Consider the following 16814-nt stretch of genomic DNA (forward strand, 5'->3'; position numbering starts at 1 on the left):
AAGGTATTCTGAAATTAAAAAAAATAATTAATCAGGGCGCATCCCGAAAAATCAGGAAACTGCCTGAATATAAATATAACTGATCTAATATTATTGAATTTTGATTTTTTAAAATAAACGCTCATAAAAAACCCGGGTTTTTCGCCCCCGGTCATGAAAATATTTTCAGATAAAAAGCCCGGCTTTTCAAAATGTATTTTCACGGTAAAAAATAGCAATGCCATGTCTGTTGGTTTTCCCTTGACTTACAAGTTTACATAACTTATAGTTATTTAAGATAAAGGTATTAGATTGAAAAACCGAGTTTGTAAAATAAATTCAGAGGACAAACAATGAGTTGGGATTGGGAAAAGCTTAAGGAACAGCAACACAAGAGAGGTGATGTGCCTCCCCAGTTGGACGATTTTATGAAAAAAGTAAATAAGTTTAAATTGCCAGGGGGGCCTTTTCTGATTTTTTTTATCATCATCGTAATGTTGGGTTCTTCAATGGTTTACACTGTTGAAATTGATGAAGTCGGCGTTATTCAGCGGTTCGGAAAATATGTCCGCACCCGGGGACCGGGTCTTAACGTGAAACTGCCTTTGGGAATTGAATCTGTAACAAAGGTTAAAATCAAACGTGTTTACAAAGAGGAATTCGGTTTAAGATCCTCAGGCATGGGCGAGTCCTCACGCTTTTCAACTGAAAGTGAAAGCAACGTGGCCCTTATGCTTACCGGGGATCTGAATGTGGGACTGGTTCCGTGGATCGTTCAATACAGAATAAGTGATCCCTACAATTATCTCTTTAAAGTTGAAAATATTAACCGGCTGCTTAAAGATATGTCCGAATCAGCCATGCGCCTCGTAATCGGTGACAGAAGCATTAATGAGGTGATAAGCAAACGGGAAGAGATTGCAGACGAGGCAGAACTTGTTCTGCAGGCGGAACTTGACCGGGCTGAAACCGGTATAAATGTCATCACCATAGAAATGAAACGGACCAATGTGCCGGGACCTGTCCAGTCGTCATTCAATGAGGTAAACCAGGCGGTCCAGGAAAAGGAAAAGATGATTTACCAGGCAAAAGAGGCGTATAACAAGGCCATTCCCGCTGCCAGGGGAGAAGCTGAAAGGACAATAAAGGCTGCCGAAGGATACGCACTCGACAGAGTCAACCGTGCCCAGGGGGATGTCTCCAGATTCAATGCGGTCTATGCAGAGTATGTCAAAGCAAAGGATATCACCAAGAGGCGACTCTATCTTGAGGCGTTGAAAGACCTTTTTCCCAAGTTGGGACAGAAATATATTATTGATGCAGACCAGAAAAATTTTCTCCCTCTGCTCAATCTTAAAAAATAACTGAAAAATCAATATTCGTTTTTTAAAACGGTCATGACCTTAGGGTCACAACAAAACATGAAAGTTTGAGTGTTTTCTCCTAACACTTAACACTTAACACCTAACACTTTCATACAAACAGGTGGTGTAAAGAAAAATGAAATTCAAAGGAATTATCTCTGTTTTTGCTATTGTTGCCTTTTTTCTTGCATATGCGTCGGCATATGTTGTGGATGAAAGAGAACAGGTGGTTCTCACCCGATTTGGGAAGGTGGTGAGAACAAGGATAGAACCAGGGCTTGATTTCAAGATTCCCATTCTTGAAAAAGCCAATTATTTCCCCAAAAATCTTCAGGAGTGGGACGGAGACCCGGGACAGATCCCCACTTTGGACAAAACCTATATATGGGTTGATGCTTTTGCCCGGTGGAAAATCGTTGATCCTGTAAAGTTTTTTCAGACTGTAAGCAACATGTACAGCGCAATCGGACGGCTTGATGATATCATTGATCCCGCGGTAAGAAATTTTATCACATCTTACAGTCTCATTGAAACAGTCCGCAAGACCAACCGGAAGCTGGATACCCTTGAAATCGGATTGGAAGATGTTCAGAAAGATCACAAAGCCACACAATACACAATAACAACTGGCAGGGAAAAGATAACAGAGGGAATCCTGAAACAGGCTCAGCCCAAGCTTGACAAATTCGGTATTGAGCTTGTTGATGTGAAGATCAAACGCCTGAATTATGTGGACAGAGTGAGAAAATCCGTGTATGACCGGATGATTGCGGAACGTAAACAGATTGCTGAAAAATTTCGGTCCGAAGGAAAAGGTGAGGCCAGTAAGATTATCGGGGAAAAAGATCGGGATTTGAAACAGATCACATCGGAAGCTTACAAAGCTGCCCAGGAAATCAAAGGAAAAGCAGATGCAGAGGCGCTGAAAATATATGCCAAAGCATATGGTGCGGATCCGGACTTTTATTCGTTTTCCAGAACCCTTGAAATTTACAGTGAAACACTTGATGACAAAAGTTCTCTTATTCTTTCCACAGATTCGGAGTTTCTGAAATACTTTAAAGGCTTTGGGAAAAAGACCTATGGTCTGCCCACGGGACAGCCGTAATATCCCCTCCCGGGCGCGGAGACACTTACAAAAAGGTCTCCCGCGACCGGGTGACAAAGCGTGGCTTCCGGCCATTACGGACCTTATGGGGAATAAATAGATAAAAGACAGAAAAAGCACCGATTTCATTGGCAACGGGTGCTTTTCCTGTTTTAAAAAAAAGAAGCAACAGGTATCATTTATTTACCCTTTCTTCTCTGGTGCCGCGTACGGGCCAAAAGCTTTCTGTGTTTATGCTTTCTCATTTTTTTTCTTCGCTTTTTAACAACAGTACCCAATAAATCACCTCCGATCTTTTTTATTTTCTTGCATCAAACAAGCTTAATACTTATTTTGGTATATACTGACCTGTTTGCAATTTTTTTGCAAGCTTTTAAATGACAAAAAATAAGAAAATTTAAACCAAAGCTTATGAAAAATCTGGAAACGTTCAGCCCTGAACAGATCAGCATTGTAAATGATTCTGCCTCAGTCGCGGAAGAGGTGGTAAACAATTTCTATAAAATGTCTGCCAGTCAGTGGCGTCAGCGAAAGTATGATGTGAAAACACTGGCTGATCTTTGCCATAACGAGATTGTTCACGGCCCTTTTGCGCAGGTCATCCGTTATGAAGGCAAACGAAAAGACAGAAGTCTTAGTTCTTCAATATATGATTTTTATAAAATATGTCTTCAGGACCACGCCATTCTTTCTGCCTTAAAACAATCTCCTGACATAAAACTTTTTCCTTTTGCATTATACATTATCACCCATGAGCTTGTTCATATTGTCAGATTTTGTAAATTCTTACAAAATTTTGATGCTCCCCCCCGAAAAAAAATGGCTGAAGAAACACGAGTTCACAAAGATGCCCATAAAATTCTCACCACTCTCCGGGTTCCAGGACTGGAAAAAGTCCTTACCCGATGTTCAAATTTTTTCGACATGACGTTGGTATAACGCTTTCACTAAAGTTCATAACTCCGCGTTCAGACGGGGTTCATCTGTACCGGACGGGGTTTGTAACCCCGTCCGTAATTTTTTCAGGAACACTGACAACGAATGTTTCGGACGGTCTGTTCTGTCAAAAAACGTTACGGACGGGGTTGCAAAGCCTGCACCGTAAAAAAAATCGTCTTGTAAAAGACAATGAATATTTCAGACGGCCTGTCCTGCAAAGAACCTTTACGGACGGGGTTGCAAACCTCGTCCGGCAAATAAATTTGCTGAAATTTTATAATATATGGCGGAGGGTTCTGATAAATTCCCACTCACGGAGACAATAATCCGTGACACGCATTTTTTTGGGCGATGCGCATTAAAAAACTACCTGTCATTTTCTTGACAACGTTAAAACACGCGCTATATTAGATCAAACGTTTGGAGCATCCGAAGAGGCTCAGTCAGTGCCTTTTCATATTTTTTAAATATTTAAACAGGAGATTTTCAAATATGCCTATTTATGAATATGAATGTACAGAATGCGGAAGGATTGAAGAAGTCATTCAAAAATTTTCTGACATGCCTCTTACGACATGCAAACATTGTTCAGGACGTCTTCATAAGCTTATTTCTCAAAGCAGTTTTCATCTGAAAGGAACCGGATGGTATGTGACAGACTATGCAGGTAAAAAACAGGATAGTTATTCCGGAACCCCGAAGAAAAAAGAGGAGACATCATCTGCCAACAGCGGGAGTGAATCCTCCAAAAGCACTGATAAAACAGACTGATATCTCATCCTGCCTGAATTTAAGGATGCAGTTATAATATAAAAATGAATTTTAAATAAATTAAAAACCATTCATCAGAATAAAGGAGAATCTGAAAAATGAATCTGAAACCGTTACAGGATCGAATTTTGGTACAGCGCGTTGAAGAAGAGACAAAAACCAAGGGCGGAATCATTATCCCCGACACCGCCAAGGAAAAACCGGCAGAGGGAAAGATTGTCGCAGTCGGCATTGGAAAGCTGGACAAGGACGGCAATCGTATTGCTCTTGAAGTCAAAGTCGGTGATCGGGTTCTGTTCGGGAAGTATTCCGGTACAGAGGTTAAAATTGAAGGCGAAGAATATCTGATCATGCGTGAAGATGACGTTCTTGGAATAATCGAATAAAAAATAATTTGGACATAACGGAGGACAGATAGAAAAATGGCAAAACAGATAAAATATGATATGAAAGCCCGTGAAGCCATGCTGAACGGGGTAAAAACACTTGCAGAGGCAGTTGTTGTAACCCTTGGCCCCAAGGGGAGAAACGTGGTTATTGACAAATCATGGGGATCTCCGACAGTTACCAAAGACGGGGTGACAGTGGCCAAAGAGATCGAACTGGAAGACAAGTTTGAAAATATGGGCGCACAGATGGTAAAAGAAGTCGCCAGCAAAACCAGTGACATGGCCGGTGACGGCACAACAACAGCGACCGTACTCGCAAGAGCGATTTATGAAGAAGGGCAGAAACTCGTTGTGGCCGGTAACAATCCCATGGCTATCAAACGGGGAATTGACAAGGCTGTGGAAGCTGCTGTCAAAGAACTTCATGCAATGAGCAAACCCACCAAAGACCAGCGTGAAATCGCCCAGGTCGGCACCATCTCCGCAAATAATGACGAAACCATTGGCAACATTATCGCAGAAGCCATGGGCAAGGTTGGTAAAGAAGGCGTCATCACAGTTGAAGAAGCCAAGAGCATGGACACCACCCTTGATGTTGTCGAAGGTATGCAGTTCGACCGCGGATATCTCTCTCCTTATTTTGTGACTGATGCGGAAAAAATGACCGCCTCATTGGAAGACCCCTATATCCTCATCAACGAGAAAAAAGTCAGCAACATGAAAGACCTTCTTCCTGTACTTGAGCAGGTTGCAAAAATGGGCAAACCCCTTGTCATCATTGCTGAAGATGTTGACGGAGAAGCCCTTGCCACATTGGTCGTGAACAAACTCAGAGGCACATTGCAGGTTGCTGCTGTCAAGGCCCCGGGTTTTGGCGACAGAAGAAAAGCCATGCTGGAAGATATTGCCATTCTGACTGGCGGACAGGTTGTGTCCGAGGACCTGGGAATCAAACTGGAAAGTTTGTCGCTTTCTGATCTGGGCCAGGCCAAACGTATCAGCATTGATAAAGACAACACGACCATTGTTGACGGAGCAGGTGAGCGTTCCGCTTTGGAAGGCCGCGTAAAACAGATCCGTGCCCAGGTTGATGAAACCACATCTGACTATGACCGTGAAAAACTTCAGGAACGGCTGGCCAAACTGATCGGCGGTGTGGCAGTGATTAATGTCGGCGCTGCGACCGAAACCGAAATGAAAGAGAAAAAAGCCCGTGTTGAAGATGCTCTCAACGCGACCCGTGCAGCAGTTGAAGAAGGTATCGTCCCCGGAGGCGGTGTCGCGCTGGTACGCAGTCTGGATGCTCTGAGCAAAGTAGAACTCGATGCTGAACAGAATCTGGGTGTGAAGGTTGTCATGCGAGCCATCGAAGAACCGCTTCGCCAGATTGCCAACAATGCTGGTTTTGAAGGCTCTGTTGTGATTGACAAAGTAAAGAACAGCGAAGGCTCTTTCGGATACAATGCTGACACCAATACCTATGAAGACCTGATTGAAGCGGGTGTTATTGATCCCACAAAAGTGGTACGTTTTGCGCTTCAGAATGCAGGAAGTGTCGCTTCCCTGATGCTGACCACGGAAGCCATGATCGCTGACAAGCCCGAAGAAAAACAAGATATGCCAGCCATGCCCGCCGGCGGCGGAATGGGCGGAATGGGCGGAATGGGCGGAATGATGTAAAAAAGAATTAGGGATTAAAAATTTTTTAACTCCTGATCTTTAATTTTATAAGTTCTATATAAAATAAAAAAGGCCCGCTTGCTTATCAGCAAAAGGGCTTTTTTTATTTTTATATGAAAGTGTTAGGTGTTAAGTGTTAAGTGTTAGGAAAAATTACAATTTTTCATGCTTCGTTGAGAGAGGCAGATGATGGCTGTTGATATAATTATAAAAACTGCCTTCGCTACATGGATTTCATATAAGAAACGGGATTCATAAGAAAGGGATTAAATCCTCTTTTTATATCTCGATAATCAAATTTTTTTTGTCATTCCTGCGAAAGCAGGAATCCACTGCTCCCGGAAGCGCCGCATCGGTCAAAAATGGATTCCTGCTTTCGCAGGAATGACAAATTTTTGTTCGAACCGGGTCAAAAAACTTGATTATCGAGTATATCAAATCCCTGTAGCAAAAATCGAAGTACGAAAATCCTTTTTCAGAGTCTCTGCGAAAAAAATTTCGCACTGCGGCATATGCTTCTTTTTCCATAAAAAAATTACGAATTAAATAACAGGGTGGGATTATAATGTGTTATATAAAAAAATTCCGGATAACATCATGTGTCTGTATTGTCGTCATGTCAATGATATTTGTTCTTTGTGTGAGGCTTTATGCTGAAGAAGCTGAAAATATTACATACCCGGGAACTGAATTTAACAAATACGCCCAATCTGAAAACACATCCTCATGGGTCGGAGAACCGCCATATTTTTTCTATTCACTGATTAACCGTGTTGGTTTCATTAGGCAGAAACCCGTGGTTCCCAGCGGTTCCATCTTCAATGTAAAAGGGAATAAGCAGATGATCAGCAAGGGGGATGATATCTATATCAGAGAGACAAGAAACACGTCCCTCACCCTCGGGAGATATTATACAACTTATCGGACGCTGAAACCAATAGGAGATAAGAAAACAAATGCTCATATCGGCGTGCAGCACTATTTTACAGGTGTTGTTGAAATTACCCAAAAAGAACCTCGTTTTGTGATTGCCAAGGTTATCCAGTCGTTCCGAACAATTAAAATTGATGATTTTCTGATGCCATACAACAATCGGACACCTAAAATCATCCTGACTGAAAGCGTAAAAGGGCTTGAGGGAAAGATTTTCGGAGCTGAGGAGCATTCAACAATACTGGGGCAACATAGCGTGGCATTTATTGACAAAGGAAAAAAAGATGGTGTTGTTCCGGGTCAGCAGTACAGCATATATTATCAGGAAAACGCTCAGTTCAGTCCGAGAACCAAAGAGAAAATTCGCCTTCCCCCTGTGGACTTTGGTAAGGTGCTTGTACTCCACACCGAAGATACCACCTCCACAGTTCTGATTACTCAGTCTGATAAAACCGTCTATCTGGGAGCAAAAATTCACAGTCCGAACGCTGAATGACCCCCGGTTCGTAGTTCCGCCTTTAGGCGGTGTGAGACCGCCTAAAGGCGGAACTACGAACTTCGGAAATTTTCTTATTCCTTTGCCTGTGCATTAAAGGCTTCCACTTCCGCATTAAAGACTTCCACCTCTTTCTGAAAAGCATTCAGTTTTTGTTCGTAGGCTGAAATCCGGTCGTTAAGGCGTTTTATTTTCTCACTATAACTTTTAAGCGCATCAGGGGTTGCGGCTGCCGCCTTTTCAGTGGCAAGCGCCTGTTTTTCTTTCCTCAGTTCATCACGCTCTTTATCCAGGATATTTTTCCGTTTTTTCAGACTTGCTTTGGTCTTTGATATTTCAGATATCCGGGCATCACTTTCTTTTTTCTTAGTTTCAGCCTCTGTTTTTGCTTTGGCTTCCTGCTCTTTCTGAAGCGCTGCCGCCTCCTTCTGCGCTTTTTCTTGCAGTTGTTCCGGAGTGAGAAAATCATTCGGCTCTTTATAAGTCTGCACAGATAGCTGATCTTCAGGAACTTCGGCAATATTATCTGTAAAACGGAGTACGCCGTTTTCATCTCTGTACCGATAAAATTCAGCCGATACAGAACATGGAAACCACACACAGATCAATATCAGCAAAATAAATCGTGAAATCATTTTTCAACTTCCCAGACAGATATAACTTCATAAATATTTTCAGGATTTAAAATATAACCCACCCTGGTTCCCACATGAAACTTTGACCGTGATACAAGTTTGCCTGTCTTGGAATAGAATTTCACATCAGGCGAAAATCTGTACAGGCTGTCATTCAGTACAATTTCATCGTTTTCCATTCTTTCAATCAGGCTGATGGCCTCAAAATTTATTTCTTTCTCAGTTTCTTCGATTTCCGGCACGGCTTTTAAGTCTTTGATTTCCGGTGCGGCTTTTATATCTTTGATTTCCGGCACGGCTTCTATGTCTTTGATTTCCGGCAGAGATTTCAGAACATCATTTTCAGCATAACCTGTAACCGTTATAAAGGCAAAAAGAACAAACCATCCTGCAACCATCCGTTTTTTCATTTTTTATTCTCCCTTTTAAAAATGAGAAATGAGAAGTGAAAACTGAGAAATGAAAGAGTACAGATATGCCGTCCCTACGGGACTCAATTTTCAATTTTCAATTCCCAATTTTCAATTTTCAATTCTCAAAACTCTCTCCAATAAAGCATCTTTGCCGTTATTTCCGTAATCGTGACAGGGGGTTCGTCAGGGTCTATGTACAACAGACCGGGTTCTATGATAAGAGGTACTTCGCCGCCGCCTCCTCCGTCACCATCTGTCGGCGCTATGCTGCTTGGAACAAAACCTCCTTCTGTCACATCTTTGGCATTAATCTCTCCGTCCTTATTTATGTCAAAAAAAGGTTCGATAAGTCTTTTTCCGGTACACGCGTTTATTGCATGTAAAATCGAACTTGATGCGCCTCCGCTGCTGCATGGAGAAACATTTGCTTCTTCATCTTCCGAAGAGGGGATGGTGGATGTGACAATGGCCACGCCCTCTCTGATAAGGATATTGTTGAGAACTCTTTCTCCTTCTTTGGGGAGGTCAAAATACCAGCCCACATGTCCTTCTCCTTCTTCCTCTTCACTCACCGGCCCGTACCAGTCAATTTCATGATCCGTCAGCACCCGATATGCCCCAGTGTCGGGAAGGAGTGTCTGTTCCACCAGAAAAGATTCGCTGACCCGCGACAGCTCCAGGACAGGGGGCCCGTCCTCAGTGATGACAACAGAATTTCCTTCGGGTCTGGGTCCCAGGTATTTGTCATCGCCCGGGGGAGACTTGACATCCCATTCATCTTCCCAGTCCCATACGCCATAAATGGTCTGAGTACTGATGTCATTGGCATCCTCAGACGATATGAATTTGCCGGTTCCAAAAACAACGATAAAACCTCTTTTATCGGTCTCACAATGTCTTATGGCATCCGGGGCAGCGGTTATAGGCTGAGGATTGCCGTTTTTATCCCTGGCTTGAAAAACAGGCTCAGGCGCGTTGTTTGTTCCATATGCCACATGCCACTCACTCGCGCTCTCACTGGTCAGATCAAATTTCCACAAATTGCCCAGGAGGTCTCCTGCATACACATAGTCCAGGCGGCTGTCCAGATTAGGATCAATGAGCAGCGGTGTGGAAAGACCGTTACATCTCGCATCAGTTGTATTCCTTTCTGCAGGATCTCCGGGAACGCCCTTACCCAGGCCCCCCACCTTAATTTGCTTCAGAAGTTCTCCGCTTTCCACATCAAGGATATACAGACATGCCTCACCGTTTGAGCTGTCATAGCCATTGCCGAAGATGGCGATCCATTTGTCCTCCCCTCCGGATTTGCCAATATTGGATTTCACGATATATACCCTGCTGAAACTGAAGCCTAAGTCAGGGTCTGAGGAATAGGGATAGCCTGTCTCATCATATGGTGTTTTCGGATATTCCCACATGACATGATTTTCAGTAAAGGACTGTGGCTCCTCCTCCATATCAGATATATCAAGGCAATAATACCCTTTTCCGCCTTTTCCCAGTCCCCCGACCAGAAGTGTTTTGCCTTCAAGGGGACCTGAATCAATTTGTTTTGCATAAGGGGTACGATCTACAAAATAATCATGGGCATATCCGGTTCTTGTAAGACGGATAAGCTTGCTGAATACCAGGTTGGGAATATAGGCAAATAATTCCTCTCCGGTTGCGTCATCAAACGCGTGAAGCATACCGTCGTTGGCCCCGACATATACCACAGGCTTTTTATAAAACGGTGCCGAATGAATAATATCTCCCAGTCTGCGGCCTGCGATCTCTTCACTTTCGCTTTGCCGGGTTCTGAAAAGAATCCCTTCGTTTCTATGATCCCCCCTCAGGTAGTCCGCTACAGCGCTGTTGTTATCCAACATTTCCTTCTGCCCGGAGGTCAGGCTGTCAAAGGTGAAAGGGATCCCCTCTGTTCCGTTATAGGTAAATATTTTTCTTTTTAACAGGGTTTCGTCATCTGTCATGGCATCCAGCTTTGCAAGGGCAGACCACTTGGGGCTGTCAGGATAACCTATTATTTTCCCTTTATCCTCCCCAGTTGCGGCTATCTCATAAGCTTTCAGGTCCCCTACCCAGCTGTCCGGGTCATAGCCGGTCACAAACATATTCATACCCAGCATCAGTTTCTGACCACTTGCGGCAATGGACGGCCCCACCTTTCCGGCTCTTTGTGAAATGTCCTGTGCAAAACCGGTTAATACGTCCACGAGTTCCTGGGTACTTCCCGCACTTTTGAATATGCCTCTTCCGTTTACAGCAGCGTGCCACAGGTCATCAATTTTTCTTTTTTCTTGTGTGGCGTAGTTCCCCAGGGTGTCCGGCCAGTCAGGACAGGTTCCTGTGGGACAGGCCGGATAATCATCTGAATTCAGCTCGCCTTCGACACCGAACGCAATGGTATAGGTTACCATATGCTGATGGGGAGCGCCATCCACCACATCATCAGGAAGGTCCGGATGCAGGTCATTTTCATAATATTCCATGGCGATGTCCGCGAGTGAGTCTGAAAGTCCGCTGGCAAATTTACCCCCATCATACTCGGTGTTGTTATCTCCGTCCGTATCTGTAATCTTGGTAACCGAACTTTCGGATAAACTGAAAGATCCGTTGTATGCCCCGTCTGTTACCACAATGACAAAGTTCATCTGACAGTTGCCGCCTTGTTCAAAAGTGCCGTAGGGAGGTTCCCCTGAAAAACCGCCGTTTCCGGCCCCCGGTCTGGCGTCAAAATACTGTCCCACATTGTTCAGCCCTCTTCTTAACGGGGTTAATGAATTCATTCCGAGGCTATACAGGACACTCATCACCTGGGTTTTGTCACTGGTAACGCCTTGGTGAACCTTGTTATGAATATCGGCAATTCCGACATTGAGGTCCTCCATTTCCGAAAGAGACCTTGCAATGGCCGCTTTTGCAGTGAGCATACGCTTTCTATAATAGGTGTACCAGTTTACAAAATTCTGGCGTTCAGCCGTGTAATCTCCTTTCAGGTCTATGCCCGGATTCGTGGTTGTTGGTTCTGACAGTTCGCCATAATCCACAATATTATTGGCATTACTGTCCTCAAATTTGGAGAATCTGATTTCCCCGTCAAGTTCCACAAGCCAGACTTCACCATCGTTCTCCACATAATAATGTGCCCGGTGAATTGGTCTGCCGCCCACATCCTCGGGATTGACTGGACTGTTAATATCACAGACACCGCCAACTTCCTGATAATGCAAACCAACCATAGCCCGTTTTTCATCCGCTGTATTAGGCTCGGGGCAGCAAGACCCCGGGATAATATAACAATAGGCTTTTCCTTCCAAATCAAATGTGGCGCTTTTCAGGGGATCTGATTTGGGGTTATTCATATCAGCATCTTCATACCCGGGCCAGGGAGTATAATCATCTTCCGGATTATAATAGATAAAGTTATAGTCTGAACACTGGGTCTTCCATCGGTTCCTTTCGCATCTGGGCATGATGGCCTGAGGCACATATGTTGCGCTGTAGTAGTTCACTTTCGGATCTGTATCATCAAAAACATATCTTCTGGTTTTCCCGCCTTCGACTCTGTATTCCCCGCCATTGTTCTGATCGCTGGGATCACACTGGAATGACGAGTCCATACTTGAAGATGTGTCCAGCAAAAACATGACATTGGAGGACGCTGCTTTTCCTTTGGCTCCGAACGGTGCATTGGAAATTTGCATACATACATAAGGTTCGGTTGTTGTGGTCACACCGTCGCCACTGGTAGTTGTCGTTATACTACTGCTCGGTATGGTCGTGTCAGAGGGAGCAGCCGTTGTGGTAGTCGTGCTTGTTGTTGTCGTGGTCGTCGTTGTTGTCGCAAGAGTTGTCGTCGTTGTTGTCGTTGTTGTCGTCGTTGTTATGATCGGAATGAGTTCAAAAACAGCCTTAACTTTATGATTCTGAGAATTAACAGGCAGATTATAGGTATATGTTCCCCCGGCTCCCGAGGTAACGCTTACCTCATTGTCATCTACCGTAAACTTTTCCAATTTATAACCCTCAGCAGGTGTAATGGTCAGTTTTGCAGTTGTGTTAAACTTCAGACCCGTAAACCCTACATTCGAGGCTACGCTTCCATGTCCTGATGTTTCGTCTGTTATGGTATAGAATACTTCATCAAAAACGGCTTTTACTGTATGATTGCTATTATCAACATCCAGATTATAAGTAAATGTTCCCTCCTCGGATCCCGGGGTAACGCTTACCGGATTGCCATCTACCAAGAACTCCTTAAATTTATAACCAGGATTCGGCGTGATCGTCAGTTTGACAGTCTGATTGGCTGACAACTTCATAAAGCCACTATCTGAGGTCACGCTCCCGCCTTCTGATGTTTCATCTGTTATGGAGAATTCTTGAGGTATCTCGCAATTGTAAACAATGGACAACAGAGGAGCTGCTATATCTTTATACGATGAATCATGACCATCATAGGATACGGCATTTCTTTTTCCGGGATTATCAGGGTCAACATCATAAGCCTTGATTATGAAAACCATTGAATTCTTGGACTGCCATCCGGGTCTGTTAATAAGCTGCTGTACCAGTTCCTTAATATCCAGTCTGGGAATAGTTTTTCCGGCCGATATTGTAAAACTGAGGGGACCGATGGCATCGGTAAGCCTGTTTGAGACATCTTTATTTTCTGACTTAAATGTCAGCGCATTATCAGCGGCTTGTGCATACACTTCGAGAGCGATATCCCCTTCTGTGGTTCTGGGCGGATCAGGAGGAGGCATAAACACCAACGAAGCTCTGACAACGGGGCACCCCTTTTTTACCTCAACTTCCTGGAAGCGAAAGCCGCCCATGTTTTCCGCATCCAGATTTATTTCCGTGCCTGTCAGATACACATTTCCCGAACTAATGGCTTCTTCCGCATCGTCCAATGAATTACGATACCACACATATCCGAAGGTGACCTCAATAGTATGGTTGGCTGTCACATTTGAAAAAGTGTAAGTCGTTTTCTCTACTGCGGGACTTATTACTACTAATTCCTCATTCGGTGTGCCCTTGTCTATCATATACTCGACAACGCTATAATCATCGTCACCAGGCATTTCCTTGCCGGTCATTATGAATGTCTGATCCTGACCTTCCACGACTCCGACAATCCCCTCAGGACTTATGGTTCCGCCAACAAAACCGTTGATCGTGGCTGTTATCGTATAATCAGCCTGTGAAAAAGTTGCCTCGATTCTATGGGGTTCAGTGACATTTGAAAAAGTATAGGTGACAACATCTCCCGGCAATACGTCCTCTATGTTCTTGTCTGCACCGCCTACTTTGACAACACTTAACGGGCTTTCATCCACTACGACAGTAGCGACTCTGTATGTGCTGTCATCGGGGGTTATTGTAAATTTCTGAGTTGCTCCTTTTTCCACAGGAATATCACCTGACGGGCTTATGCTTCCGCCCGTTCCGGCTGTGGCGGTTATAGTGTATTCTATCTTCTTAAACGTGATTGCCAGGCTGTTATCTCCGGTGACAGAATCAAAAGTATAAGTCACGTTGGGAAGCGTTCCCCCCTCAGTCACGCTACCGCTGTCCACATCAACCGACACGATCTCGTAACCTTCGCTCACGGTTACATTAAATTTTTGAGAATTCCCATGCTGGACTTTTACATCACCTGACGGGCTTATGCTTCCGCCTGTTCCGGCCGAGGCTGTCACCGTGTATTCAGCTATTTTAACGGTAATATCAAATGTTACGGAATCCTCTCCTCCGTTACCATCTGAGACCTTTACCACTATTCCTGTGGTCGTTCCCACATCTGCAAACCCTGGTGTGCCGCTCAGTTCTCCTGTTGCGGAATTAATACTCAGCCAAGATGGGTTATCGGAAATGCTGTAACTGAGCGTATCCGCTGGCACATCTATATCTGTGGCCGTAACCGTGAAGGAGTAAGACTCGTTCTGATTCGCTGTACTCGTCGGGGAGTCGCTGGTAATGGTCGGGGAATCATTGACATTGACGACCTCGATGGAAAAACCGGGGAGACTCACGGACTCAGTGCCGTCCGTGACCGTTATGACGATGTTTGTATAACTTCCGACGTCGTCGTTTGCAGGCGTGCCGGTGAGCGCACCCGTAGTTGTACTGAAATTTGCCCACGAGGGATCGCCTGTTATCGAAAACTCCAGCGTATCTCCGTCATCGTCATTTGCCGTCGGGGTGAAGCTGTAAGCGGTGTCCTCATTCACAGTGGTAGCTGGTGTGCCGCTGACGGTGGGAGGATCATTGACATTGACGACCTCGATGGAAAAACCGGGGAGACTCACGGACTCAGTGCCGTCCGTGACCGTTATGACGATGTTTGTATAACTTCCGACGTCGTCGTTTGCAGGCGTGCCGGTGAGCGCACCCGTAGTTGTACTGAAATTTGCCCACGAGGGATCGCCTGTTATCGAAAACTCCAGCGTATCTCCGTCATCGTCATTTGCCGTCGGGGTGAAGCTGTAAGCGGTGTCCTCATTCACAGTGGTAGCTGGTGTGCCGCTGACGGTGGGAGGATCATTGACATTGACGACCTCGATGGAAAAACCGGGGAGACTCACGGACTCAGTGCCGTCCGTGACCGTTATGACGATGTTTGTATAACTTCCGACGTCGTCGTTTGCAGGCGTGCCGGTGAGCGCACCCGTAGTTGTACTGAAATTTGCCCACGAGGGATCGCCTGTTATCGAAAACTCCAGCGTATCTCCGTCATCGTCATTTGCCGTCGGGGTGAAGCTGTAAGCGGTGTCCTCATTCACAGTGGTAGCTGGTGTGCCGCTGACGGTGGGAGGATCATTGACATTGACGACCTCGATGGAAAAACCGGGGAGACTCACGGACTCAGTGCCGTCCGTGACCGTTATGACGATGTTTGTATAACTTCCGACGTCGTCGTTTGCAGGCGTGCCGGTGAGCGCACCCGTAGTTGTACTGAAATTTGCCCACGAGGGATCGCCTGTTATCGAAAACTCCAGCGTATCTCCGTCATCGTCATTTGCCGTCGGGGTGAAGCTGTAAGCGGTGTCCTCATTCACAGTGGTAGCTGGTGTGCCGCTGACGGTGGGAGGATCATTGACATTGACGACCTCGATGGAAAAACCGGGGAGACTCACGGACTCAGTGCCGTCCGTGACCGTTATGACGATGTTTGTATAACTTCCGACGTCGTCGTTTGCAGGCGTGCCGGTGAGCGCACCCGTAGTTGTACTGAAATTTGCCCACGAGGGATCGCCTGTTATCGAAAACTCCAGCGTATCTCCGTCATCGTCATTTGCCGTCGGGGTGAAGCTGTAAGCGGTGTCCTCATTCACAGTGGTAGCTGGTGTGCCGCTGACGGTGGGAGGATCATTGACATTGACGACCTCGATGGAAAAACCGGGGAGACTCACGGACTCAGTGCCGTCCGTGACCGTTATGACGATGTTTGTATAACTTCCGACGTCGTCGTTTGCAGGCGTGCCGGTGAGCGCACCCGTAGTTGTACTGAAATTTGCCCACGAGGGATCGCCTGTTATCGAAAACTCCAGCGTATCTCCGTCATCGTCATTTGCCGTCGGGGTGAAGCTGTAAGCGGTGTCCTCATTCACAGTGGTAGCTGGTGTGCCGCTGACGGTGGGAGGATCATTGACATTGACGACCTCGATGGAAAAACCGGGGAGACTCGCTGAACCAGTATCATCTGTTACAGTAATGATGATATCACTTGTGGTACTACCGGCATGGCTATTATCCGGCGTTCCTGACAATGAGCCGTCAGTCGCGACAAAGGTTGCCCAAGCAGGTGTTTTATTAATTGAAAAAGTCAGGGTGCCGGTACCATTAGCTATTGGTGTAAAACTGTATGAACTGTCCTCATTCACGCTCTCAGGCGGTGAACCGCTGATGGTCGGGTCAGCAAAAGCATCCCCAAATATTCCTCCCACACATATTAAAACAACCACAATTATCACTATGCTTTTTCTTATCATTGTAAAGCCCCTTTTTAAATCATTTTTAATATAAAAATATGATCCGTATATAAGACAAAAAGTTACGATGTGGGGAAGAAACCCGGCTTTTTTCCCCGGACGAG

Annotated in this window: 11 protein-coding genes; 7 read left to right on the forward strand and 4 right to left on the reverse strand. The window is 45.2% G+C overall.

Annotation, left to right across the window (positions count from 1 at the left end):
* Window positions 1-332 precede the first annotated feature (332 nt).
* Together hflK and hflC are read left to right on the forward strand one after the other, a co-directional pair.
* Window positions 333-1343 carry an FtsH protease activity modulator HflK gene (gene hflK / locus dnm_RS27075; RefSeq protein ID WP_207680001.1) on the forward strand — a complete coding sequence of 337 codons (1011 nt, stop codon included), beginning with the start codon at window positions 333-335 and terminating at the stop codon, window positions 1341-1343.
* A 136-nt stretch (window positions 1344-1479) separates the two neighbouring features.
* On the forward strand, window positions 1480-2451 hold the full coding sequence (hflC, locus tag dnm_RS27080; RefSeq protein ID WP_207680002.1) for a protease modulator HflC: 972 nt from the start codon (window positions 1480-1482) through the stop codon (window positions 2449-2451).
* A gap of 179 nt (window positions 2452-2630) precedes the next feature.
* Here hflC and dnm_RS27085 read toward each other — a convergent pair whose 3' ends face one another.
* Complete coding sequence (locus dnm_RS27085; RefSeq protein ID WP_207680003.1) at window positions 2631-2729, reverse strand: 30S ribosomal protein bS22; 99 nt, start codon at window positions 2727-2729, stop codon at window positions 2631-2633.
* Window positions 2730-2862: 133 nt separating this feature from the next.
* Between dnm_RS27085 and dnm_RS27090 the strand changes: the two genes are divergently transcribed.
* From dnm_RS27090 to dnm_RS27110, 5 genes are all read left to right on the forward strand, one after another.
* Window positions 2863-3390, forward strand: coding sequence for a hypothetical protein (locus dnm_RS27090; RefSeq protein ID WP_207680004.1), 528 nt, complete (start codon window positions 2863-2865; stop codon window positions 3388-3390).
* 492 nt (window positions 3391-3882) lie between these two features.
* A complete protein-coding gene (locus dnm_RS27095) occupies window positions 3883-4161 on the forward strand; it encodes an FmdB family zinc ribbon protein (protein ID WP_207680005.1) in 279 nt (92 codons plus the stop codon).
* 98 nt (window positions 4162-4259) lie between these two features.
* Window positions 4260-4547 carry a co-chaperone GroES gene (groES, locus tag dnm_RS27100; RefSeq protein ID WP_207680006.1) on the forward strand — a complete coding sequence of 96 codons (288 nt, stop codon included), beginning with the start codon at window positions 4260-4262 and terminating at the stop codon, window positions 4545-4547.
* A gap of 36 nt (window positions 4548-4583) precedes the next feature.
* Window positions 4584-6230 carry a chaperonin GroEL gene (gene groL, locus dnm_RS27105; protein WP_207680007.1) on the forward strand — a complete coding sequence of 549 codons (1647 nt, stop codon included), beginning with the start codon at window positions 4584-4586 and terminating at the stop codon, window positions 6228-6230.
* A 565-nt stretch (window positions 6231-6795) separates the two neighbouring features.
* Window positions 6796-7659, forward strand: a complete 864-nt coding sequence (locus tag dnm_RS27110; protein ID WP_207680008.1) for a hypothetical protein — start codon at window positions 6796-6798, stop codon at window positions 7657-7659.
* A 74-nt stretch (window positions 7660-7733) separates the two neighbouring features.
* Here the strand turns inward: dnm_RS27110 and dnm_RS27115 are convergent, their stop codons facing one another.
* The 3 genes from dnm_RS27115 to dnm_RS27125 form a co-directional block, all read right to left on the reverse strand.
* Complete coding sequence (locus dnm_RS27115; RefSeq protein WP_207680009.1) at window positions 7734-8294, reverse strand: DUF4124 domain-containing protein; 561 nt, start codon at window positions 8292-8294, stop codon at window positions 7734-7736.
* Window positions 8291-8704 (reverse strand): hypothetical protein, encoded by a 414-nt coding sequence (locus tag dnm_RS27120; protein ID WP_207680010.1) that lies wholly within the window; start codon window positions 8702-8704, stop codon window positions 8291-8293. The genes dnm_RS27115 and dnm_RS27120 overlap by 4 nt, the downstream gene beginning before the upstream one ends.
* Before the next feature lie 125 nt (window positions 8705-8829).
* Window positions 8830-16710, reverse strand: a complete 7881-nt coding sequence (locus dnm_RS27125; protein ID WP_207680011.1) for a PilC/PilY family type IV pilus protein — start codon at window positions 16708-16710, stop codon at window positions 8830-8832.
* Window positions 16711-16814 lie beyond the last annotated feature (104 nt).

Origin of the sequence: Desulfonema magnum (assembly GCF_017377395.1) — a bacterium.
GTDB lineage: Bacteria > Desulfobacterota > Desulfobacteria > Desulfobacterales > 4be13 > Desulfonema_C > Desulfonema_C magnum.

Excerpts from the sequence above, each read along its gene's own strand:
- hflK (WP_207680001.1), top strand. The coding sequence starts at position 333 with ATGAGTTGGGATTGGGAAAAGCTTAAGGAACAGCAACACAAGAGAGGT.
- dnm_RS27125 (WP_207680011.1), bottom strand. The coding sequence starts at position 16,710 with ATGATAAGAAAAAGCATAGTGATAATTGTGGTTGTTTTAATATGTGTG.
- dnm_RS27095 (WP_207680005.1), top strand. The coding sequence starts at position 3,883 with ATGCCTATTTATGAATATGAATGTACAGAATGCGGAAGGATTGAAGAA.
- dnm_RS27115 (WP_207680009.1), bottom strand. The coding sequence starts at position 8,294 with ATGATTTCACGATTTATTTTGCTGATATTGATCTGTGTGTGGTTTCCA.
- dnm_RS27090 (WP_207680004.1), top strand. The coding sequence starts at position 2,863 with ATGAAAAATCTGGAAACGTTCAGCCCTGAACAGATCAGCATTGTAAAT.
- groL (WP_207680007.1), top strand. The coding sequence starts at position 4,584 with ATGGCAAAACAGATAAAATATGATATGAAAGCCCGTGAAGCCATGCTG.
- hflC (WP_207680002.1), top strand. The coding sequence starts at position 1,480 with ATGAAATTCAAAGGAATTATCTCTGTTTTTGCTATTGTTGCCTTTTTT.
- dnm_RS27120 (WP_207680010.1), bottom strand. The coding sequence starts at position 8,704 with ATGAAAAAACGGATGGTTGCAGGATGGTTTGTTCTTTTTGCCTTTATA.
- dnm_RS27110 (WP_207680008.1), top strand. The coding sequence starts at position 6,796 with ATGTGTTATATAAAAAAATTCCGGATAACATCATGTGTCTGTATTGTC.
- groES (WP_207680006.1), top strand. The coding sequence starts at position 4,260 with ATGAATCTGAAACCGTTACAGGATCGAATTTTGGTACAGCGCGTTGAA.